Source organism: Aureimonas glaciei, from assembly GCF_014643375.1.
Taxonomy (GTDB): domain Bacteria; phylum Pseudomonadota; class Alphaproteobacteria; order Rhizobiales; family Rhizobiaceae; genus Plantimonas; species Plantimonas glaciei.
The window spans coordinates 214,102-234,300 of sequence record NZ_BMJJ01000009.1 but is presented as its reverse complement, the minus strand read 5'-3'; the positions used below and the strand labels follow the sequence as shown (position 1 = coordinate 234,300).

The window sequence follows — 20,199 nt, the reverse complement described above, 5'->3', positions numbered from 1 at the left end:
CCGGGTGGCTCGGTTTTCGTCGTTTCAGGCCCCTTGCGCCTCGCCAATGTCTGCCTGCGTCTTCCGATCTGCGATGATGCCCCTGATGTGGTTCCGCGCAAGGTCGAGCAAGGCGGCCGAGACGTCGTCTTCGGTCCATCCTGCGGCAAGGGCTTTATGCACGATGGCTTGGAATAACGGCTCGATCTGAAACTGGCATTCGATGGATCGATCGGGATGGCCTTCGGGAAGTCGCGGCGGTTGGATGCTCATCTGCGATCCTCAATTGCCGCATGAAGGAGGCGCTGGTAAATCGCGAACGCGCTCTCTGTGGCCGTCAGGGCTTCGTCACGCGCCTGCTCGCTCAGTGCCTCGATGTAGTTGTCGCTGAGGCCCGCAGCATGAGCCCGCTCCCGAAGCCAGTCGAGCGTGGCCTGCATCCGGGCGATTGCTTGGTCTGTCATGGTGGGAATGAAGCATAGGCGGGGAGGTGGCGTCTAGCGGTGCGCCCGAACCCATCGGGCGACGTACAGCTCACACCCGTTCGTCAGGGCGATCCCGTTCGCCATCCCGGCGTGCGTCTCTCGGCTCTTGCAGCCGCATAAGCAACGCCGCCGGGATACCACGGGCCTTGAATACGGAACATGCTCGGCAGCGGATGCGTAGCTTCCCCAGCCGTCAGTGCCGCCAGTCATTGCGGCCTTCAATTCGGCTGGGGCCATCTTGGACAGATCCGCGCTCATTCCATCCTCCTAAGCGTTCATCCTATCACACCGAGCCGCCCGTGTCCTTAGAGGGATGCGGGCGGCGAAGTCATGTCTGGCGTAGGCGCTTACCGATTTTCCTGCGCTTGCAGCGGGCGGTCAAATTCCCATTCCAGCAGGTCCCCTTCCTCCACGTCCATCTCCTTGGCCTTGTCCATAGCCTCATCTTCAGTTGCCGCTGTAACGTAGCCGATGGCGCGGCCTGTGATGGTGAATGTCACCGCCCATTGTTTCTCACTCATCCCGTCTCTCCTATAGCTCTCTCGATCCACGGCCAATCCGCGTATCGGTCGCCCTTGGCTTTCATGCAGATGCGGAGGCGTGTCGCACGGGGATGCCAGCGGCTTCCGCGCGCCGGATCATATCAGCCGTGCCGCGACCGCCGGGGAAGGCGATGACGAGGGTCGGCTTCCACTCGTCAATCATGCGTTGGTTTCGGATGGGTCCTGCCGCGCGGCCGTGCTTCTTCCAATCCGCGAACATGCGCTCGCAGTGGAAGTTTCGATCCCATCCCCAATCCCACGCAAGCGTATCAGCACCCGGAGCTCCACCGCTGAGCAGCGCCGCCATCTTGTTTCGGAGAGGGTCGAGCTCGCGGGCGACCGCATCACGGTCGCGAAAGTCGCGTCCGCCGCAGACAAGTACGCGAAGGCTTGAAGCGCTGGCAGGTTCTGGTGAACCTGTAGGGCGCTTCGTTGCTGAGCTCAGGAAGTCTTGCTTTGCAGGGGGTCGGATGGTGGGCGTGACAGGGATTGAACCTGTGACCCCTTCGATGTCAACGAAGTGCTCTCCCACTGAGCTACACGCCCATCCGACAGAGCGGCATAGACCACAGGCGCTTCAGGCCGTCAAGCGAGTCTTTTCAGCCCGCCCGACTTTCCCTGTGAGCGCCCGTTCGTCCTCTTTCAGGCCGCGTCCTGGAGCATCTTGCCGACCTCGTCGACGAGTTCGCGCAGGTGAAAAGGCTTCGACAGGATCTTGGCGTTTTTCGGCGCCTTCGAATCCGGATTGAGCGCCACGGCGGCAAATCCGGTGATGAACATGACCTTGAGATCAGGATCCAGCTCGGTGGCGCGGCGGGCGAGTTCGATTCCGTCCATCTCCGGCATCACGATGTCGGTGAGCAGAAGTGAAAACGGCTCCTCGCGCAGCCGCTCGTAGGCGCTGCCGCCATTGTCGTAGGCCGTGACCTCATAACCGGCCTTTTCCAAGGCCTTGGCGAGGAAACGGCGCATGTCGTTGTCGTCTTCGGCAAGAAGGATCTTGACCATTCAGCTTGTCCATATCCGCGGCGGAGCATGGCGCCGCACTGCCTCGTTGTCATTTCCAGCATCTTTTAACAGATTGCCGAATGAATCCCCAAATGGAATGGATGGCAATCCCGCTTCAGAGGCATATTTCTGGGACGAGGATTAACCGGATCAAATGGCAGTGTCAGACCAGCAGCCCCCGACCCTTCAGACTGCCGCGGGGCCATGCCCGGCCTTCGAACTCCTGCTTCCGCCAACGCAGCGCACCCCGCTGGTGTTCTGCTCGCCGCACAGTGGGCGGGTCTACCCCTCGGCCTTCGTCGAATCGTCGAAGCTGTCGAGCGAGGCGATCCGGCGGTCGGAGGATCTGTTCGTCGACCAGCTCTTCGATTTCGTGCCGTCGCTCGGCGCGCCGCTTCTCATCGCCCGCTTTCCCCGTGCCTTTCTCGACGTGAACCGCGAGCCCTACGAGCTCGACCCGCAGATGTTCGATGCGGCCCTGCCGAGCTTCGTCAACGCCGCGTCGATCCGCGTCGCCGGGGGGCTCGGCACCATCCCGCGAATCGTCGCCGAGCGCGAGGAGATCTATCGCCACAAGCTGTCGCTGGCCGAAGGGTTCGACCGCATCGAGACCATCTACCGACCCTTCCATGCCAGTCTCGAGGCCGTGCTGCAGGAGACGCGCGAGCGTTTCGGCATCGCCATCCTGATCGATTGCCATTCGATGCCCTCGACGGTGCGCACCATGCCCGGCGGGCGCCAGCCCGAGATCGTCGTCGGCGATCGCTTCGGCACCAGCGCCTCGCACCGCATCGTCGCGCTGGTCTCGAACGGCCTGTCCGCCCTCGGCTACGACGTGATGCGCAACAAGCCCTATGCCGGCGGCTTCATCACCGAACGCTACGGCCGGCCAGGCACCGGCATCCATGCCTTGCAGATCGAGATCAACCGCGGTCTCTATGCCGACGAGCGGCGCTTCGTGCCGAACGCCAATTTCGATCGCCTGCGGGGCGATCTCGTCGCCTTTGTGACCGATCTGGCGGCCGAGATCGATCTGGGCACCAGCCAGTCGGCTGCTGCGGAATAGCCAGCCCCTCCCTGCGCGGCGGCGGCCGGCCGCGGCAAAAAAAAACCGCACTGCCCGAAAGCAGCGCGGTCTGAGTCTAGGGAGGAAACGCCCATTTCTGAGCCGCAGCCCGAAGGCTGCAAGGATGAAGCTAGGAATCCTGATCGAATAAGTCAACGTTACTGACCAAAATTTCATTTGCAACGAAATGAAAGCGTCGCCCGCGAAAGTTATCTCTGCCATCGCGCCGCCAGCCGCGCGTCGCCTTCCTCGTGAGTCCGGAATTTCATGACCATCCTGCCCAGCCCCGACTTCCTGTTCTCCCTCGTCGAGGCCGCCGCCCGCGAGAGCCTGCCGCGCTTTCGCCAGGGGGGAGCGATCGACAACAAGCTGCAAGATGCCTTCGACCCGGTCACCGAGGCCGACCGTGCCGCCGAGCGGGCGATCCGCAGCCTCATCGAGGCGTCCTATCCCGACCACGGCGTGCTCGGCGAGGAATACGGCACATCGGGCGGCGGCCGGCATCTCTGGGTCATCGATCCGATCGACGGGACGCGCGCCTTCATTTCCGGCGTGCCGGTCTGGGGCACGCTGATCGGGCTCACCATCGACGGTACGGCCCGCATCGGCATCATGCACCAGCCCTTCACCACCGAGCGTTTTTGGGCCGACGGCGACGCGGCCTTCTATGACGGGCCGGGCGGCCCGAGCCGGCTGGCCGTGCGCCCCACCCGCGACATCGACAGCGCGACGCTGTTCACGACATCGCCGCGACTGTTCACCGGCGACCGTCGTGCCGGATTCGAGGCGCTGGAGGCCAGAGCGCGGCTGACGCGCTTCGGCACCGACTGCTACGCCTTCGCCATGCTGGCCGCCGGCCACGCCGATATCGTCGTCGAAGCGGGCCTGAAGCCCTACGACATCGTCGCGCTGATTCCGATCATCGAGCAGGCCGGCGGCATGATCACGACCTATGACGGGGGGCGCGCCGAATCGGGCGGCGACATCGTCGCGGCGGCGACACCGGAGCTGCACGCGGCGGCGCTGGAGATCCTCAACCGCGCATGACCATGGGCCGGCGTCGCTGCCGCCACCGGCGTCAGAGCGTCAGGGCGCCGCCAATAAAACTGTCTGCGGCGGCCAGGAAGGGCGCGCGGTAGCGGTCGGCCTCCTGCAGCAGCTCGTGCCGGGCGCCGGGGATGGACAGCGCATGGCCGGAGCGCATGCGCCAGGCCAGGCGCTCGGCGGCGGCGCTGGAGACCACCTGATCGGCGCCGGCGGTGACGATGAGGGTCGGCACATGCAGTTTGGCGACGACATCGGAATCGTCGAGCTGGCGCATGGCGGCCGAGGCCGCCGCCACCCAGGACGCCGTCGGCCCGCCGACGAAGAGCTGCGGCGCCGCCTCCCTGAGGTCGCGGTTGCGCTGGAAGCGGCCGGCATCGCTGGTCAGGGGATTGCGCTCGGCCGTCCACGAGCGGCTGCGGTCGGCGCTGCGCATGGGCAGGCGGCCGAGCCCGATCATCCGGATCGCGGTCATCGACCAGTGCAGGCTGCTGCCATGGCCGCCGGGCAAAGCGATCATCGGCGTGCTGGCGACGATGCGCTCGACCCGGTTGACCAGACGCGGGGCTGCCGCGATGGCGATCGCGCCGCCCATGGAATGGGCGAGGATGGCGTAGGGGCCATGGCAGTCCGGCAGCACCACGTCCCGGAAGATCGTCTCGAGATCGATCTGATAGGCCTGGAAGCCGGTGACATGGCCGGTCATCCGGCTGCCGCGCTGGCGCTGCGAGGCGCCCTGGCCCCGCCAGTCGAACGTCGCCACCATGTAGCCGAGCCGCGTCAGGTCGGTGATCGTCTCGAAATACTTTTCGATCGTCTCGTTGCGCCCCTGCAGCAAGAGGATCGTGCCCCGCGTCCTGCCCGTCGCGCTCGGGGCCACGGCAAAGCGCAGGCGCACCCGGTCGGGGGTCGACAGGGTGCCGCAGGCGATCCCGGGCGGCAGCGGGTTGCCGTCGATCTCGACCAGACTGGCGGGCGTGGTGACGTCCTGCATGGGCCTTCCCCGGCGCGACCGTCGGCGCCTTTGTTCTCTAAAGCACGCCGGAGCAGGGTGAAGTCAACCGCGCTGCGCTGAGCGTGCCAGTGGAAAAGGCCAGTGGAAAAGGGAAGGGACCGGGAGCCTCCTTTCGGAAGACTCCCGGCCCCGCACGGCCACAACGGAAGGGACGGGACGTTGCAGCCGCTTCTGGTTCCGGCGAACCGGAAACACTTCCGCTCGACGCGGCCTCGACGGGCCAGGTCCAACGGGCTTAACTTTGTGGGCGGACCCTCGGTCCGCCCTAAACTAGCGGCGGTAGATGCCGAGCGCGGCGCCGCCGAGGTCGAATTCCACGCCGTCGCCGCGGCCGTGCCGGCGCGAGCCGCGGTCGCGCGACCAGCCGACTCTCTCGCGAGACAGGATGTCGCCGTCATAGGCGTCGACGACGAGCCGAACGAGCGCGCCGTTGGGGCGCACGGCCTCGACGATGTAGCGACCGCGCCGCAGCCTGATGTCGTCGACCGAGACGAATCCCTGGCGCGACAGCATGCGGATGATCCGGCGCTCCGGCAGCACATCGTCATAGCCGCCGCGGCGATCGTCGCGCCGGTCGCCGTCGTAGCGGCGATGGTCGCGGCCGTGGTCGCGGCCCTGAACCTCGGACCAGCCGCCGCGCTCGGGCCAGCGTTCCTGCGCCTGTGTGGTTGCCGTACCCATGAGCAGCATGACGGCGAGAGCTGCGAGTGTGGTCTTCATCTCTTTCTCCGGGCGGCCCGTGTTGAGGACCGTGAGAGCACAATGCCCTGGGACGTGTGAACGGACACGGAAGGGCATGTTCATCGGTGGTTCATTCGTCAGCCTTGCTGGCAAGGCGCCGAAATGCCCGGAGAGGCGACGGTCGGCAATGCTCGCAGTCTGGCGAATGCCCCGACAAAAAATCTGCAGGCGGGTGCTTGATCGCCCAAAATCGACGTACCATTTCCTCGTCATGGCCGCCGCAAGGGGCCATTGGCCGGAAGGTTCGCCGCGAGGGGACCGCCATTCCCGCCAGATCGCAAACCAGTTGCTTCCTATGGAGAACTCACCCATGCGTACCATTGATTTCGCACCGCTCTACCGCTCTACCGTCGGCTTCGATCGCCTGTTCGCCAAGCTCGACACGCTGGCCCAGCCAGGCGCCGCCGAGACCTATCCTCCCTACAACATCGAGCGCACCGGCGAGAACGCCTACCGGGTGACGCTGGCTGTCGCGGGTTTTAGTGACAGCGAGCTGCAGATCGAGCTGCGCGAGGGCGTGCTGACGGTCAAGGGCGAGAAGGCCGAAGACGCCGATGCCGGGAAGAGTGAAGTGCTCTACCGCGGCATTGCCGGCCGCTCCTTCGAGCGCCGCTTCCAGCTCGCCGACCATGTCGAGGTGCAGGGCGCGAGCCTCAAGAACGGTCTCCTCCACGTCGATCTCGCCCGCATCATCCCGGAGGCGCTGAAGCCCCGCAAGATCGACATCGCGGTGGTCGGCAACGAGAACAAGCAGATCGAGGCCACCGCGGCCTGATCGGCGGCTTCTCGAGAGACAAAGCGGCGGCGCCCTTCGGGGCGCCGTTTGCGTTCCGGGCCTGTCCGCCCGAGGCGGGGACGGGCTGGCCCGCTTCGTTCAGGCCGCCGAACGTGGTCGCCGCCTCGGGGGAGAGGCGGGCCGCCTCCGGGCGCGTCAGTCGCGATCCGGCGCGCCCAGCGGAAAATAGGAGCGGTAGGGACGGGCCTCTTCTACGGCCCGTGAGAACGACGGCCGCCGCAGCAGGCGCGACCGATAGGCGCGCACCCGTGCGAAGCCGGCCCCGATCGGGTGGACCCAGTCCGCGTAGAAGAGCGACGGCGCCGCCGCGCAATCGGCCATGGTAAAGCTCTCGCCGGCGGCGAAGGTCCGGCCCTTCAGCCGCTGTTCGAGCCAGGCATAGGCGGTCTGCAGCGCCCGTGCGGCTTCGGCCATCGCCATGTCCCTCCGGCCGCCCTCCCGGCGGAGCGCCTCGGCCACCGGCTGCTGCATCGGCGTCATGACATAATGGTCGAAGAACCGGTCCATGAAGCGGACTTCCAGGGCCGTCTCGCGGTCGTCGGGGATGAAACGCGTCGGGCCGCGATGCTGCTGGTCGAGATGCTCGATGATGATGCTGGATTCCACCACCGTCCGGCCGTCGTCGACCAGCACGGGAAACCGTCCGAAAGGCCAGAGCGCTGCGCGCTCCTCGGCCACCCCCGTCACTTCCAGATGCCGATAGTCGAACCCGGTATCGTTTTCCCACAAGGCGATCAGCACCTTCTGGCAATAGGACGAGAACGGGTGGGCATAGAGCAGCAGCGACATCGACATCCTCCTTTGATCGCGCCGCGAGCATGCCCGGAATTGCCCCGAAATCCCACCGAAATGTTCTTGTTTTGTCCGAATGGGCGCGATAGCCTTCCTTCTCCGGCAAGGAGGATGCCTACCCCGTGAAGACCTTGAGTGACCGCGGCTACGGCATCGCGCTGGTAACCCTTGCCGCCGTTCTGTGGAGCACCGCCGGACTGTTCATCCGGCTGCTCGATCTCGACGTCTGGACCATTCTCGGCTGGCGCTCGGTGTTCGGCGGCGTCGCCCTCGCTTTGATCGCGATGGCCGGCGTTTCAGCGCGGCAGCGAACGCCTTCCACCGGCACGCCGAAGCGCTTCGGCAGGATGTGGTTCGCCGCGGTGTTCCTCTCGGCGCTGTCGATGGTCGCCTACATCGCCGCGCTGAAACTGACGACCGTCGCCAATGTCCTGGCGATCTATGCCACCGTGCCCTTCGTCGCCGCGGGACTGGCGCTGGTCTGGCTCGGCGAGCGGGTCGGACGGCGGGTGCTGACGGCCAGCGCCGTCGCCTTCGTCGGCGTCCTCGTCGTCGCGGGGTTTGCGCTGACGCCCGACGACGTCGCCGGCAACGCCCTGGCCTTTCTGATGACCGTCTGCTTCGCGGCGCTCGTCGTGATGTCGCGCCGGCATCCCGGCATGGGCATGGCGGAAATCAGCGCCTATGCCTCGCTCGCCTGCGTGGCGATCTGCTGGCCGCTGATGTCGACGGAAATTCCGAGCGGCGTCGAGCTGGTGATCCTCGCCGGTTTCGGCGTCACCAGCACGGCGCTCGCCTATCTGCTCTTCCTCGTCGGCGGGCGCTACATTCCCTCGGGCGAGGCCGGCCTCATCGCTTTGCTCGACGTGGTGCTCGGCCCGCTCTGGGTGTGGCTCGCCTTCGGGGAGGATCCGGGAACGGCGACGCTTTTCGGCGGCGGGCTGATCCTCGCCTCGGTCGGCTGGTACCTGTGGAGCAGTTTTCGCGACCGCGCCGTCGTCGTGCCGGCCTGATCGGCCGTGCCGCGGCGGTCAGGCCGGCCGCTCCGGCGGCGCGGTGGCGCCACCGGAAAGGCGTGTCAGGCGATCAGGCGGGCGAACTCGGCGACATCTTCCTCCGTCGTCGACCAGCTGGTGACCAGCCGCGCCAGCATCTCGTCCTCGCCGAGGAGATCGTGCGAGGAATGCGGCGGGTTCCAGTCGTAGAACACCGCGCCCTTGTCGCGCAGGGCGGCGGCCGTGGCCTTTTCGAAGATGGCGAACACCTCGTTGCTGTGCGTCGGCCAGGCCTGGCGGGCGTGCGGGCTGGTCTCCAGCGCCGCGCGCAGGCGATCGGCCATGGCATTGGCCTGGGCGGCGTTCTCGAGCCAGAGGTCACCCTCGAAATAGGCCAGGAACTGGGCGGCGACGAAGCGCGTCTTGGAAAACAGCTGCGCCCCGCGCTTGCGGATGTAGGGGAACTGCTTGGCCTTTTCCGGATCGAAGAAGATCACCGCCTCGGCGCACCAGCAGCCGTTCTTGGTCGCGCCGAAGGAGAGGATGTCGACGCCGCGCTTCCACGTCATCTCGGCCGGCGACATGCCCGTCGCCACCAGCGCATTGGCGAAGCGCGCGCCGTCCATGTGCAGCGACAGATTGTGCTCGTGCGCGATGGCGGCGATCCGGTCGAGCGTCTCCACCGGATAGATCGTGCCGGCCTCGCCCGGCTGGCTGACGGTGACGGCCATCGGCTGGCCGGCATGCACGAAGTCGGGGTTGAAGCGCATAAGCTCGCGCTTCAGGTTGACCGGGTTGATCAGCCCGCCTTCGCCGTCGATCGGCGCCATGCGCGCGCCATGGGTGAAGAATTCCGGCGCGCCGCACTCGTCCTCGACCACATGCGCCTCGCGGTGGCACATGACGACGCCGCCCGGCCGGTTGACCGCGGCAAAGGCGAGCGAATTGGCGGCCGTGCCGGTGCCGACGAAGAACACCGCGACCTCGCGCTCGAAGATCTCGTTGAAGCGCTGCTCCACGGCCTTGTCGAGATCGCTCGAGCCGTAGGCGGCGGCCATGCCGGTGCCATGCTCGGCCAGAGCGGCGTTGACGGCCGGGTGGGCGCCGGACCAGTTGTCGGATGCGAAGATCATGATCGGCCTTGGTCGGTTGATGGTCATTTGTCACGAGGCGCGGCGTTGGCGCGCTCGGGCAGGAGCGGCTTCCTTACCCGCGATCATGCGGCGCACGCAACTTTCGGCCCCGCGGACCGCCTGCGATAGCGGCGGCGTCGCCGGGGCAGGGCGGCGCCGGCAGGGGCGAATCTGCCGCGGCGTCGCCCTCTGCGGTGCCGGGCCTCGGGGCGCGGCAAATTGATCGGCGCCGCCATCTTGCAGCGGGCGGCATCTTCTGGCATGTTCGACCGGATAGGACAGTATTGCTGCCATATCCGCCCTTCTCGAAGGGATCAGGATGGGCGGCCGTAAGTGTGTGCCGGGCCCCTGGGGGCGCGGACCTATCGCTCCGAGTCTCGCCATGCCAGAAACGCGGGCGATGAAGTCTAAATGACGCATGATGCAGCCGGCTGCGCGGGTCAACCGCAGGCCGTCGCATGAGCGAAGCGACCCCGGTCGGCGTTCAGCCGACGCAGCGAGGGTCCTGAAGGGAGAAGACGCGATGACGACCGAAACGCCTTTCTCGGCCATTGGCCAGCGTATCCAAGCGCTGTCCACGGTTGCCACCGCCGTCAAACCGCGCACCGCGCCCGAAAAGATCGGCCTCTACGATCCCCGGAACGAGCACGATGCCTGCGGCGTCGGCTTCATCGCGCATATGAAGAACCACAAGTCCCACTCGATCGTCGAGAAGGGCCTGCAGATCCTGGCGAACCTCACCCATCGCGGCGCCGTCGGCGCCGATCCGCTGATGGGCGACGGCGCCGGCATGCTGGTGCAGATCCCGCACGCCTTCTTCGCCGCCGAGCTCGCCACTGCCGGGATCACTCTGCCCGAGGCGGGCCACTACGGCGTCGGCCATGTCTTCTTTCCCCGCGATCCGGAGCTGCGGGCGCATCTGGAGGCGATGTTCGAAGCGATCGTCGTCGAGGAGGGGCAGACCGTCCTCGGCTGGCGCGACGTGCCGGTCGACAACGATTCGCTGTCGAAGGCGCCCGAGATCGCCGCGACCGAGCCGGTGCACCGGCAGATCTTCATCGGCCGCGCCGCCGCGCTCGCCAGCGACGACGAGTTCGAGCGCAAGCTCTTCATCATCCGCAAGGTCGTCTCCAACCGCGCCTATGCGGAAGGCCACGGCAAGGATTTCGGCTTCTACGTCGTGTCGCTGTCGGCGCGCACTGTCGTCTACAAGGGCATGTTCCTCGCCTACCAGCTCGGCGCCTACTACAAGGACCTGACCGATCCGCGCTTCGAGAGCGCGCTGGCCCTCGTCCACCAGCGCTTTTCGACGAACACGTTTCCGTCATGGCGGCTGGCCCATCCCTACCGCATGGTCGCCCACAACGGCGAGATCAACACGCTGCGCGGCAACGTCAACTGGATGGCGGCGCGCCAGGCCTCTGTCGATTCCGAGCTGTTCGGCAACGACATTTCCAAGCTCTGGCCGATCTCCTACGAGGGCCAGTCCGACACCGCCTGCTTCGACAACGCGCTCGAATTCCTGACCGAGGGCGGCTATCCCTTGGCGCATGCGATGATGATGCTGATCCCCGAGGCCTGGTCGGGGAACAAGCAGATGCCGTCCGAGCAGAAGGCCTTCTACGAGTATCACGCGGCGCTGATGGAGCCCTGGGACGGGCCGGCGGCGGTCGCCTTCACCGACGGTCGCCAGATCGGCGCGACGCTCGACCGCAACGGCCTGCGTCCGGCGCGCTACGTCGTCACCGACGACGATCTCATCATCATGGCTTCGGAAGCCGGCACGCTGGAGATCCCGGAGGAGCGGATCGTCAAGAAGTGGCGGCTGCAGCCGGGCCGCATGCTCCTGATCGATCTGGAGAAGGGCCGCATCGTCTCCGACGAGGAGATCAAGCGCGAGGTCGCCACCGGCCATCCCTACAAGGAATGGCTGCGCCACACCCAGCTGATCCTGGAAGACCTGAAGCCCGTGGCGCCCCGCGCCTCGCGCGCCGACGTGTCGCTGCTCGACCGCCAGCAGGCTTTTGGCTATTCGATCGAGGACACGCGCACGCTGATGGCGCCGATGGCCACCACGGGCCAGGAGGCGATCGGTTCGATGGGCACGGACACGCCGATCTCGGCGATGTCGTCGCACTCGAAGATGCTCTACACCTACTTCAAGCAGAACTTTGCGCAGGTGACGAACCCGGCGATCGACCCGATCCGCGAGGAGCTGGTGATGAGCCTCGTCTCCTTCATCGGGCCGCGGCCGAACATCTTCGACCTCGAGGGCTCCTCCCGCCGCAAGCGGCTGGAGGTGCGCCAGCCGATCCTGACCAATGGCGATCTGGAAAAGATCCGCACCATCGGCCACACCGAGGACCGTTTCGACACCAAGACGATCGACACCACCTATCCCGCCGAGCAGGGCGCGGCGGGCATGGCCGGGGCGCTCGACCGCTTGTGCGAGCGGGCCGAGGCGGCCGTCGTCGGCGGCTACAACATCATCGTCCTGTCGGACCGGCAGGTCGGGCCCGATCGCATCCCGATCCCGGCGCTGCTCGCCTGCGCCGCCGTGCACCACCACCTGATCCGCAAGGGCCTGCGCACCGCCTCCGGCCTCGTCGTCGAATCCGGCGAGCCGCGCGAGGTGCATCACTTCGCCTGCCTCGCCGGCTATGGCGCGGAGGCGATCAACCCCTATCTCGCCTTCGACACCCTGCTCGACATGCACCGCCGCAAGGAGTTTCCGCCGGAGGTCGATCCGTCGGAGCTCGTCACGCGCTATATCAAGTCGGTCGGCAAGGGCCTCTTGAAGGTCATGTCGAAGATGGGCATCTCGACCTACCAGTCCTATTGCGGCGCGCAGATTTTTGACGCCGTCGGCCTGAAGTCGGACTTCGTCGCCCGCTACTTCACCGGCACGGCGACGACGATCGAAGGCGTCGGCCTCGAGGAAGTCGCCCGCGAGACTGCCGAGCGCCATCTCCTCGCCTTCTCCGAGGATCCGGTGCTCGCCCGCTCGCTCGCCGTCGGCGGCGAATATGTCTACCGCATGCGCGGCGAGGCGCACATGTGGTCGCCCGACGCCGTGGCGACGCTGCAGCACGCAGTGCGCGGCAATTCCTGGGAAAAATTCCAGGAATATTCCAAGCTCGTCGACGAAAGCGCTGTTGATGCCTCGGCGATCCGCGGCCTTTTCACCATCCGCATGGCCGAGGAGGTTGGCCTCTCGCCGGTGCCGCTCGACGAGGTCGAGCCGGCCGCCGACATCGTCAAGCGCTTCTGCACCGGCGCGATGAGTTTTGGCTCGATCTCGCGCGAGGCACACACGACGCTCGCCGTCGCCATGAACAGGATCGGCGGCAAGTCGAACACCGGCGAGGGCGGCGAGGAGCCCGATCGCTTCCAGAAGCTGCCCGACGGCTCGCCCAACCCGGAGCGGTCGGCGATCAAGCAGGTGGCGTCCGGCCGCTTCGGCGTGACGACGGAATATCTCGTCAATGCCGACATGCTGCAGATCAAGGTCAGCCAGGGCGCCAAGCCCGGCGAGGGCGGGCAGCTGCCTGGCCACAAGGTCGACGCGACCATCGCCAAGACGCGTTTCTCCACGCCCGGCGTCGGCCTGATCTCGCCGCCGCCGCACCACGATATCTATTCCATCGAGGACCTGGCGCAGCTCATCTACGACCTGAAGAACGTCAACCCGGAAGCCGACATCTCGGTCAAGCTGGTGTCGGAAGTCGGCGTCGGCACGGTTGCGGCGGGCGTCGCCAAGGCGCGCGCCGACCACATCATCGTCGCCGGCTATGACGGCGGCACCGGCGCCTCGCCGCTGACCTCGATCAAGCATGCCGGCTCCCCCTGGGAGATGGGCCTGGCCGAGACGCAGCAGACGCTGGTCATGAACGGCCTGCGCTCCAGAGTCTGCCTGCAGGTCGACGGCGGCCTGAAGACCGGCCGCGACGTCATCATCGGCGCGCTGCTCGGCGCCGACGAGTTCGGCTTCTCGACCGCGCCGCTGATCGCGGCCGGCTGCATCATGATGCGCAAGTGCCACCTCAACACCTGCCCCGTCGGCGTCGCGACGCAGGACCCGGTCCTGCGCAAGCGCTTCAAGGGCCAGCCCGAGCACGTCATCAACTTCTTCTTCTACGTCGCGGAAGAGGTTCGCATGCTGATGGCCGCGATGGGCGTCCGGCACCTGTCCGAGCTGATCGGCCAGTCCGACCGCCTGGGCACGCAAGCGCTGATCGAACACTGGAAGGCCAAGGGGCTCGACTTCTCCAACATCTTCCACAAGCCCGAGGCTGAGAACGAGGCGATCCGCTGGACCGAGCGCCAGAAGCACCCGATTGACGACGTGCTCGACCGCAAGCTCATCGCCGAGGCGATGCCGGCGCTGGACTCGCGCCAGAAGGTGACGATCGAGACCGACATTACCAATGTCGACCGCTCGGCCGGCGCCATGCTGTCGGGCGAAGTCGCCAAGCGTTTCGGGCTGAAGGGTCTGCCGGACGACACGATCAGCGTGAAGCTCACCGGCACCGCCGGCCAGAGCTTTGGGGCCTTCCTCGCCCGCGGCATCTCCTTCGACCTCGTCGGCGACGGCAACGACTATGTCGGCAAGGGCCTGTCGGGCGGCCGCATCGTCGTGCGCCCGCGCGAGAACACCCGCATCGTGCCGGAGGAGTCGATCATTCTCGGCAACACCGTGCTGTACGGCGCGATCTCCGGCGAATGCTACTTCCGCGGCGTCGCCGGCGAGCGCTTCGCCGTGCGCAATTCGGGCGCCATCGCGGTGGTCGAGGGCGTCGGCGACCACGGCTGCGAATACATGACCGGCGGCGTCGTCGTCATTCTCGGCCATACCGGGCGCAACTTCGCGGCCGGCATGTCCGGCGGCATCGCCTATGTCTTCGACGAGGACGGCAATTTCGCCGAGCGCTGCAACATGGCCATGGTCGAACTCGAGCCGGTGCCGGAGGAGGACGACCTCCTGGAAAAGCTGCACCACCATGGCGGCGACCTGCAGCACATGGGCCGCGTCAACGTCTCCTCCGACATGACCGGCCACGACGACGAGCGGCTCTACCAGCTGATCCTGAACCACCACCACTATACCGGTTCGGGGCGCGCCAAGCGCATGCTCGACGAGTGGGAGACGTTCCGGCCGAAATTCGTGAAGGTCATGCCGGTCGAGTACCGCCGTGCCCTTCAGGAGATGGAGCGGGCGCGGATGGGCATCGCGGCGGAGTAGCCGAACGGGACCGGAGGCGGCGTCTTGTCGCCTCCGGCCCGGAAGTCCTATGTTTCGCCTCAGATTTTGAGGAGGTCGCGATGCAAACCAAGGAAACAACAGCCAAGGTTTTCATGGACAATGGCAGCCGCGCCGTCCGCATTCCAACCGAGTTCGTCTTGGAAGGGGATGAGGTGACGATCCGGCAGGAAAAGGATGGCGCCATCATCATCCAGCCAACGGCGCCGACGGGTCTTTTGGACTGGTTGGCGACGCTGGAGCCGCTAGACGATGAGGAAGCGCTACCGGAGATCACGGACGACGACCTGCCGCCGTTGAGAGACGTCAAGCTGTGACACTCTTCCTGCTCGACACCAATGCCGTGTCTGATCTTCTGCGACGACCGGCGGGTCCGGTGGCCGAGCGCGTGAGACTGGTTGGAGAGGACAATATCTGCATGAGTATCGTCGTCAGCGCGGAGCTGGAATATGGCGCTGGCAAGAAAGCGGACAGGACCTTGGAACGGCGCATTGAAGAGATCCGCAGGCGTATCCCGGTGATGGCTTTCGAGCAGCCGGCTGATCTGCACTACGGTATCATTCGCGCGCGGCTCGAGGCAAAAGGTCGGCAGATCGGCGCAAACGACCTCTTCATCGCGGCGCACGCACTGGCTCTGGGTGCGACGCTGGTGACAGACAACATTCGCGAGTTTAGCCGCGTGCCAGACCTTCCAATCGAAAACTGGTTGCGGCACTAGAGCTCTTCTAACAAGCACAAAAAGCCGTATTCTGTGCTGCGCCGCGGCAGGGGCGGATGCGGCCGGAAGACATGCGCGCCTGCAGGGGAAAAGCCCGTGGGTCGACGAACAGAGAGTGGGATGAACATGGGCAAGGTGACGGGTTTTCTCGAGATCGACCGGCAGACGCAGAAATACCAGCCGGCCTCCGATCGAATCCGGCATTTCCGCGAATTCACGCTGCCGATGTCCGACGAGGAAGTCGGCAAGCAGGCGGCGCGCTGCATGGATTGCGGCATTCCCTTCTGCCACGGCCCGACCGGCTGCCCGATCCACAACCAGATCCCCGACTGGAACGACCTCGTCTATTCCAACGACTGGGAGGGCGCGATCCGCAACCTCCACTCGACCAACAATTTCCCGGAATTCACCGGCCGCATCTGCCCCGCTCCCTGCGAGGAAGCCTGCACGCTGAACCTCGAGGACACGCCGGTCGCGATCAAGACCGTCGAGCAGGCGATCGCCGACAAGGCCTACAAGCTCGGCCTCATCCGGCCGCAGCCGCCGACGACGAAGTCCGGCAAGAAGGTCGCGGTCATCGGTTCCGGGCCGGCGGGCCTCGCCGCCGCCCAGCAGCTCGGCCGCGCCGGTCACGACGTGCATGTCTACGAGCGCGAGTCGCGCCCGGGCGGCCTGCTGCGCTACGGCATTCCCGACTTCAAGATGGAGAAGCACTGGATCGACAAGCGCGTCGAGCAGATGAAGGGGGAGGGCGTCACCTTCCACTGCGGCGTCGAGGTGGGCGGCACGACGCCGCTCGCCGAGATCCTCGGCGCGCATGACGCGGTGCTCTACTGCGGCGGCGCCGAGCGGCCGCGCGATGCCGGCATCCCGCATGGCAGCCTGTCGGGCGTCTACGACGCCATGCCCTATCTCGTGCAGCAGAACCGCCGCGTCGGCGGCGAGAAGATCGACAGCGTCGGCTGGAGTTCGCAGGAGATCTGGGCCGGCGGCAAGCATGTCGTCGTCGTCGGCGGCGGCGATACCGCGTCGGACTGCGTCGGCACCGCCTTCCGCCAGGGCGCGGTCAAGGTCACGCAGCTCGACATCCGGCCGCAGCCGCCGAAGACCGAGAACAAGCTCGAGGTCTGGCCCTATTGGGCGACGAAGATGCGCACCTCCTCCAGCCAGGCCGAAGGCGCCATCCGCGAGTTCCAGGTGGCGACGCTCGAATTCACCGGCGAGGACGGGCACCTGACCGGCGTGAAGTGCGCCGAGGTCGACGCGGCGCGCAAGCCGATCCCGGGCAGCGAGTTCGTGATCAAGGCCGATCTAGCCTTCATCGCCATCGGCTTCGCCGGTCCGATGGAAAAGGGCTTGATGGCGGAGGTGGGCGCGAGCCTCGCCACCACCACCGATCGTCGCGGCAATGTCGCGGTGGCCGCCGACGACACCAGCTACCGCACCTCGATGGACAAGCTCTACGTCGCCGGCGACGTTCGCCGCGGCCAGTCGCTGGTGGTCTGGGCGATCCGCGAGGGTCGCCAAGCGGCGCGGGCGATCGATCTTGACCTGATGGGCGTCACCACCCTGCCGCGCTGAGCGGAGGTCCGACGGGCCGCTCTCCGTTTGGGGAGATGGCAAAGCGCGTGCACGAGGAAAGTGGCGAGGCGCGGGCGCGAGGGTCCTTCGAAGACGGACTTCGTAGCGGCTGACGCGGCTACCGCAGCGGCCCGCCGACCGGCAGGTTTCCCGGCGGGCCACCGACCGCCGGGTTGCCGGCCGTCGCTGGCACCGACTTGCCCGTCCCGTCCGCCGCCGGCAGAGGGGAGGTTGGCTTGCCCTGCGGACCGGCTTGGGACTTCGACCAGTCCTCGATGATCGCGTCGGCGAGCGTCGGCATCGGTGGTGGCGGCTGCCGCGGGCCGGCCAGCGCATTGATGTCGACGGAGCCGCGGACCACCACGGGGTCGGCCGTATCCAGCGGAGCGGCCGGAGTGCTCGGCGCCACCGCCGGGCTCTTCGGATTCCACGCGAAGGCGTCGGCACGACCGGGCGTCTTGACGCCCGGCAGGCCTGCGGTCACCAGCCTGTCGCGGGGCGAGGCGACCGGGGCCTTGCGGGCCGCCGGGGCGCCGCCGAGAAGGCTGTCCCCGCCGCCGAGCGCCGGGTCGGTCAGGGCCAGCAGCGGCGCCGAGGTAGCGGTGGCGGGATTGGCCACCGGCATCGGCTTCGACGGCGTTTCCGACGTCGCCGCGATGGCGCCATCGGCGCCCAGAATCCGCAGGATCGGATTCTCGGCGAAGAAGGCCAGTTTGTCCCGGCCGGCCGTCGTCATGGTGATGCCGTCCTCGTTGCGCAGCCGCGCCTGCTGGCCGGCGGTGTCCGGCCCCGAATAGGTGAAGGCCCCGTCGGCATCGACGAACCCGTCCCAGATGTCGACGAACTCGCCGCCGACGCTGGTCGCCGCCTGGCGGTAGATCTCGTTCAGCGCGGTCATGTCGGCGGTCATGGCGCTCTGCCGGAAGGCGGGCATGCCGACCCACAGCAGCGGAACCGTTTTGGCGCCGACGGCGGCGGCGAGGGCCGTGGCCCGGCGCTGGTATTCCGCCGTCCATTCCGCCGAGCGCACAGACAGCGACAGGCTGCCGGTCTCCATCGTCTGGCGATCGTTGGAGCCCAGCATGACCACGACCAAGGCCGGCTTTTCCTTGTCGAGCAAAGCCGGGATCGAGCTCGGCCAGTCGTAGTGGTCCTCGCGCACGAGACCCGAGGAGCCGCGGCTGGCATCGACGATCTTGAGATCGGGGCGGTCGGCGATCGCCGCTTCGAGGCCGGCGGCGAGCGATCCGCCGAGAAAATCGCCGATCACGAGGATAGGCCGGGCGGTGTCCCGCTTGGCGACCACGGCAGCGGCGGCGGCAGCGGCGGCGCCGGTGGCGGCAGTTGCGGTGGCGCGCGACGAAGCCTTGCCGGCCTTTCCGGATTTGCGGGCACTGACCGGCTTTTGCCGCCGCGGCGCCGGCGCGCGGCGGATGACGCGGCGCGGCGGTGGTTCGGCGCGCTCACGCTGGCGGACCGAAGGGCCGCCGAAGAGCATGTCGAGGATGCTGCGAGGCCGCTCCTGCGCCTGGACGGCGCCGGTGGACGGCAGCAGTCCGGAGATCAGGACCGCGAAGGCGAGGAGCAGCCGCGCCGCCACACGGGTGGCGCGCTGCCCGGACATCCTCTCGCGGCCCTCGGTCATTCCGGTTATTTCCTGCGCATGATGTCGAGCAGCGCCCTGGAGGCGTTGCCGTCGGCATCGACGCCGACCTGCCGCTGGTAGGACATGATCGCGCCCTTCGAGCCCGAGCCGATCTTGCCGTCGATCTTGCCGTCATAGAGGCCGTGACGGCTGAGATGCTGCTGCAGTTCCGCCCGCTCGACCATCGACAGCGGGGTGTAGCCCCGCGGCCAGTCGTTGACCAGCGGGCCGTAGCCGCCGATCTGGTCGCCGAGATGGCCGACGGCCAGGGCGTATTTGTCGGCATTGTTGTAGGCCTTGATGACGAAGAAGTTCTTGGTCATCAGGAAGGCGGGGCCGCCGGGGCCGGCCGGCATCATCAGGTTGGCGCGCTCGGAGCCCGACGGAAAGTCGCGACCGGTGGCGCGGCGCACGCCCAGCTTGGTCCATTCGGCGATGGTCTTCGAACCCTTGATGCTGGAGAGCTTCGCCGGCGCGACGACTTCATAGCCCCAGGTCTTGCCGGTCTGCCAGCCGTTCTTGCGCAGGAGATTGGCGGCGGTGGCGAGCGCATCCGGCTCGCTCGTCCAGATGTCGGCATGACCGTTGCCGTCCATGTCGGCGGCATAGGCGAGATAGCTCGTCGGAATGAACTGGGTGTGGCCCATCGCGCCGGCCCAGGAGCCGGTGAGCCCCTTCATCGACACGTCGCCCCGCTGGACGATCTTCAGCGCCGCGATCAGCTGCGACCGCGCGAACTTCGCCCGCCGCTTGTCGAGATAGGCGAGCGTCGCCAGCGAGCGCGGCAGCGGCTTCACCACGTCTTCGCGCGCCAGGATCTTGCCGTAGTTGGTTTCCATCGACCAGATCGCCAGGAGGATGTCACGGTCGACGCCAAAGCGCTTCTCGATCCGGTCGAGCCAGGGGGCCAGGCGCGCCCGCTGGGCCTGGCCCTCGGCGACGGCCTCCTCGTTCACGCGGTTGTCGAGATAGTCCCAGACCGTGTCGCGGAATTCCGGCTGGAAGCGGGCCTTCTCGATCACCACCGGATCGGGCTCGTCGACGCCTGCGAAGGCGGCGCGGTAGACCTGCCTGCTGACGCCCGCCTTCACGGCGGTCGCCTCGAAATCGCTGATCCAGCGGCGGAAGCCGGCATCGGCGGAGGCCGACGGGACATGGCCGAGGACAAGCACGGCGGCGAGCGCAATTCCGGCGAGACGGGAAAGGGGCATCTTGGTCGTTGCGGTCATGATAAGCTCCGTGATCGAACGTGCGTGTCAGGCTCTGCCCCGCCCGCCGAAAATTCGTCGCGGAGAGGGGCGCCACCTTGCGCATGAGAACGGCTGCCGACTGCCTCGCGGCGATGGGCTCGGGCCGAGATCCCATCATACGGGCAGGTCGTTAAGAGGGTCTTTACCAC

The 20,199-nt window shown here is 67.0% G+C and carries 19 protein-coding genes and 1 tRNA gene; 8 read left to right on the top strand and 12 right to left on the bottom strand.

The window, feature by feature from the left end; all coding sequences use genetic code 11:
• Positions 1–24: 24 nt before the first annotated feature.
• The 6 genes from IEX88_RS18470 to cpdR all read right to left on the bottom strand — a co-directional run bounded on the left by IEX88_RS18470 (position 25) and on the right by cpdR (position 2,014).
• Complete coding sequence (locus IEX88_RS18470) at positions 25–252, bottom strand: hypothetical protein (protein WP_188853497.1); 228 nt, start codon at positions 250–252, stop codon at positions 25–27.
• The gene (locus tag IEX88_RS18465) at positions 249–419 is read right to left on the bottom strand and encodes a hypothetical protein (protein ID WP_188853495.1); all 171 of its coding nucleotides are present in this window, start codon (positions 417–419) and stop codon (positions 249–251) included. The genes IEX88_RS18470 and IEX88_RS18465 overlap by 4 nt, the downstream gene beginning before the upstream one ends.
• A gap of 392 nt (positions 420–811) precedes the next feature.
• The gene (locus IEX88_RS18460) at positions 812–985 is read right to left on the bottom strand and encodes a hypothetical protein (RefSeq protein WP_188853493.1); all 174 of its coding nucleotides are present in this window, start codon (positions 983–985) and stop codon (positions 812–814) included.
• Positions 986–1,046: 61 nt separating this feature from the next.
• On the bottom strand, positions 1,047–1,451 hold the full coding sequence (locus IEX88_RS27310; RefSeq protein WP_188853630.1) for a DUF2493 domain-containing protein: 405 nt from the start codon (positions 1,449–1,451) through the stop codon (positions 1,047–1,049).
• Between the two features lie 26 nt (positions 1,452–1,477).
• A tRNA-Val gene (locus IEX88_RS18450) sits at positions 1,478–1,552 on the bottom strand.
• 96 nt (positions 1,553–1,648) lie between these two features.
• Positions 1,649–2,014 (bottom strand): cell cycle two-component system response regulator CpdR, encoded by a 366-nt coding sequence (cpdR, locus tag IEX88_RS18445; protein ID WP_188853491.1) that lies wholly within the window; start codon positions 2,012–2,014, stop codon positions 1,649–1,651.
• A 154-nt stretch (positions 2,015–2,168) separates the two neighbouring features.
• Between cpdR and IEX88_RS18440 the strand changes: the two genes are divergently transcribed.
• A complete protein-coding gene (locus IEX88_RS18440; RefSeq protein ID WP_188853488.1) occupies positions 2,169–3,080 on the top strand; it encodes an N-formylglutamate amidohydrolase in 912 nt (303 codons plus the stop codon).
• 267 nt (positions 3,081–3,347) lie between these two features.
• A complete protein-coding gene (gene hisN, locus IEX88_RS18435) occupies positions 3,348–4,127 on the top strand; it encodes a histidinol-phosphatase (RefSeq protein WP_188853486.1) in 780 nt (259 codons plus the stop codon).
• Between the two features lie 31 nt (positions 4,128–4,158).
• Here the strand turns inward: hisN and IEX88_RS18430 are convergent, their stop codons facing one another.
• Positions 4,159–5,118, bottom strand: a complete 960-nt coding sequence (locus IEX88_RS18430) for an alpha/beta fold hydrolase (RefSeq protein ID WP_188853484.1) — start codon at positions 5,116–5,118, stop codon at positions 4,159–4,161.
• A 291-nt stretch (positions 5,119–5,409) separates the two neighbouring features.
• Positions 5,410–5,859 carry a hypothetical protein gene (locus IEX88_RS18425; RefSeq protein ID WP_188853482.1) on the bottom strand — a complete coding sequence of 150 codons (450 nt, stop codon included), beginning with the start codon at positions 5,857–5,859 and terminating at the stop codon, positions 5,410–5,412.
• Between the two features lie 331 nt (positions 5,860–6,190).
• Between IEX88_RS18425 and IEX88_RS18420 the strand changes: the two genes are divergently transcribed.
• Positions 6,191–6,655 (top strand): Hsp20 family protein, encoded by a 465-nt coding sequence (locus tag IEX88_RS18420; protein WP_188853480.1) that lies wholly within the window; start codon positions 6,191–6,193, stop codon positions 6,653–6,655.
• Between the two features lie 156 nt (positions 6,656–6,811).
• Here the strand turns inward: IEX88_RS18420 and IEX88_RS18415 are convergent, their stop codons facing one another.
• The gene (locus IEX88_RS18415) at positions 6,812–7,465 is read right to left on the bottom strand and encodes a glutathione S-transferase family protein (RefSeq protein WP_188853478.1); all 654 of its coding nucleotides are present in this window, start codon (positions 7,463–7,465) and stop codon (positions 6,812–6,814) included.
• 125 nt (positions 7,466–7,590) lie between these two features.
• Here IEX88_RS18415 and IEX88_RS18410 point away from each other — a divergent pair, with 125 nt between their 5' ends.
• On the top strand, positions 7,591–8,481 hold the full coding sequence (locus IEX88_RS18410) for a DMT family transporter (protein ID WP_244640335.1): 891 nt from the start codon (positions 7,591–7,593) through the stop codon (positions 8,479–8,481).
• 65 nt (positions 8,482–8,546) lie between these two features.
• Here IEX88_RS18410 and IEX88_RS18405 read toward each other — a convergent pair whose 3' ends face one another.
• A complete protein-coding gene (locus tag IEX88_RS18405; protein ID WP_188853475.1) occupies positions 8,547–9,596 on the bottom strand; it encodes a threonine aldolase family protein in 1,050 nt (349 codons plus the stop codon).
• A gap of 418 nt (positions 9,597–10,014) precedes the next feature.
• Here IEX88_RS18405 and gltB point away from each other — a divergent pair, with 418 nt between their 5' ends.
• From gltB to IEX88_RS18385, 4 genes are all read left to right on the top strand, one after another.
• A complete protein-coding gene (gene gltB, locus IEX88_RS18400; protein ID WP_244640333.1) occupies positions 10,015–14,838 on the top strand; it encodes a glutamate synthase large subunit in 4,824 nt (1,607 codons plus the stop codon).
• Between the two features lie 80 nt (positions 14,839–14,918).
• A complete protein-coding gene (locus tag IEX88_RS18395; protein ID WP_188853471.1) occupies positions 14,919–15,173 on the top strand; it encodes an antitoxin in 255 nt (84 codons plus the stop codon).
• Positions 15,170–15,574 (top strand): type II toxin-antitoxin system VapC family toxin, encoded by a 405-nt coding sequence (locus IEX88_RS18390; protein ID WP_188853469.1) that lies wholly within the window; start codon positions 15,170–15,172, stop codon positions 15,572–15,574. The genes IEX88_RS18395 and IEX88_RS18390 overlap by 4 nt, the downstream gene beginning before the upstream one ends.
• Before the next feature lie 126 nt (positions 15,575–15,700).
• A complete protein-coding gene (locus tag IEX88_RS18385; protein ID WP_188853626.1) occupies positions 15,701–17,155 on the top strand; it encodes a glutamate synthase subunit beta in 1,455 nt (484 codons plus the stop codon).
• 118 nt (positions 17,156–17,273) lie between these two features.
• On the opposite strand, the gene IEX88_RS18380 is transcribed toward IEX88_RS18385, so the two are convergent.
• Complete coding sequence (locus IEX88_RS18380; RefSeq protein WP_244640330.1) at positions 17,274–18,800, bottom strand: SGNH/GDSL hydrolase family protein; 1,527 nt, start codon at positions 18,798–18,800, stop codon at positions 17,274–17,276.
• 5 nt (positions 18,801–18,805) lie between these two features.
• Positions 18,806–20,029, bottom strand: coding sequence for a lytic murein transglycosylase (locus IEX88_RS18375; protein ID WP_188853467.1), 1,224 nt, complete (start codon positions 20,027–20,029; stop codon positions 18,806–18,808).
• Positions 20,030–20,199 lie beyond the last annotated feature (170 nt).

Excerpts from the sequence above, each read along its gene's own strand:
- IEX88_RS18470 (WP_188853497.1), bottom strand. The coding sequence starts at position 252 with ATGAGCATCCAACCGCCGCGACTTCCCGAAGGCCATCCCGATCGATCC.
- IEX88_RS18465 (WP_188853495.1), bottom strand. The coding sequence starts at position 419 with ATGCAGGCCACGCTCGACTGGCTTCGGGAGCGGGCTCATGCTGCGGGC.
- IEX88_RS18460 (WP_188853493.1), bottom strand. The coding sequence starts at position 985 with ATGAGTGAGAAACAATGGGCGGTGACATTCACCATCACAGGCCGCGCC.
- cpdR (WP_188853491.1), bottom strand. The coding sequence starts at position 2,014 with ATGGTCAAGATCCTTCTTGCCGAAGACGACAACGACATGCGCCGTTTC.
- IEX88_RS18440 (WP_188853488.1), top strand. The coding sequence starts at position 2,169 with ATGGCAGTGTCAGACCAGCAGCCCCCGACCCTTCAGACTGCCGCGGGG.
- hisN (WP_188853486.1), top strand. The coding sequence starts at position 3,348 with ATGACCATCCTGCCCAGCCCCGACTTCCTGTTCTCCCTCGTCGAGGCC.
- IEX88_RS18430 (WP_188853484.1), bottom strand. The coding sequence starts at position 5,118 with ATGCAGGACGTCACCACGCCCGCCAGTCTGGTCGAGATCGACGGCAAC.
- IEX88_RS18425 (WP_188853482.1), bottom strand. The coding sequence starts at position 5,859 with ATGAAGACCACACTCGCAGCTCTCGCCGTCATGCTGCTCATGGGTACG.
- IEX88_RS18420 (WP_188853480.1), top strand. The coding sequence starts at position 6,191 with ATGCGTACCATTGATTTCGCACCGCTCTACCGCTCTACCGTCGGCTTC.
- IEX88_RS18415 (WP_188853478.1), bottom strand. The coding sequence starts at position 7,465 with ATGTCGCTGCTGCTCTATGCCCACCCGTTCTCGTCCTATTGCCAGAAG.
- IEX88_RS18405 (WP_188853475.1), bottom strand. The coding sequence starts at position 9,596 with ATGATCTTCGCATCCGACAACTGGTCCGGCGCCCACCCGGCCGTCAAC.
- gltB (WP_244640333.1), top strand. The coding sequence starts at position 10,015 with ATGATGCAGCCGGCTGCGCGGGTCAACCGCAGGCCGTCGCATGAGCGA.
- IEX88_RS18395 (WP_188853471.1), top strand. The coding sequence starts at position 14,919 with ATGCAAACCAAGGAAACAACAGCCAAGGTTTTCATGGACAATGGCAGC.
- IEX88_RS18385 (WP_188853626.1), top strand. The coding sequence starts at position 15,701 with ATGGGCAAGGTGACGGGTTTTCTCGAGATCGACCGGCAGACGCAGAAA.
- IEX88_RS18380 (WP_244640330.1), bottom strand. The coding sequence starts at position 18,800 with ATGACCGAGGGCCGCGAGAGGATGTCCGGGCAGCGCGCCACCCGTGTG.
- IEX88_RS18375 (WP_188853467.1), bottom strand. The coding sequence starts at position 20,029 with ATGACCGCAACGACCAAGATGCCCCTTTCCCGTCTCGCCGGAATTGCG.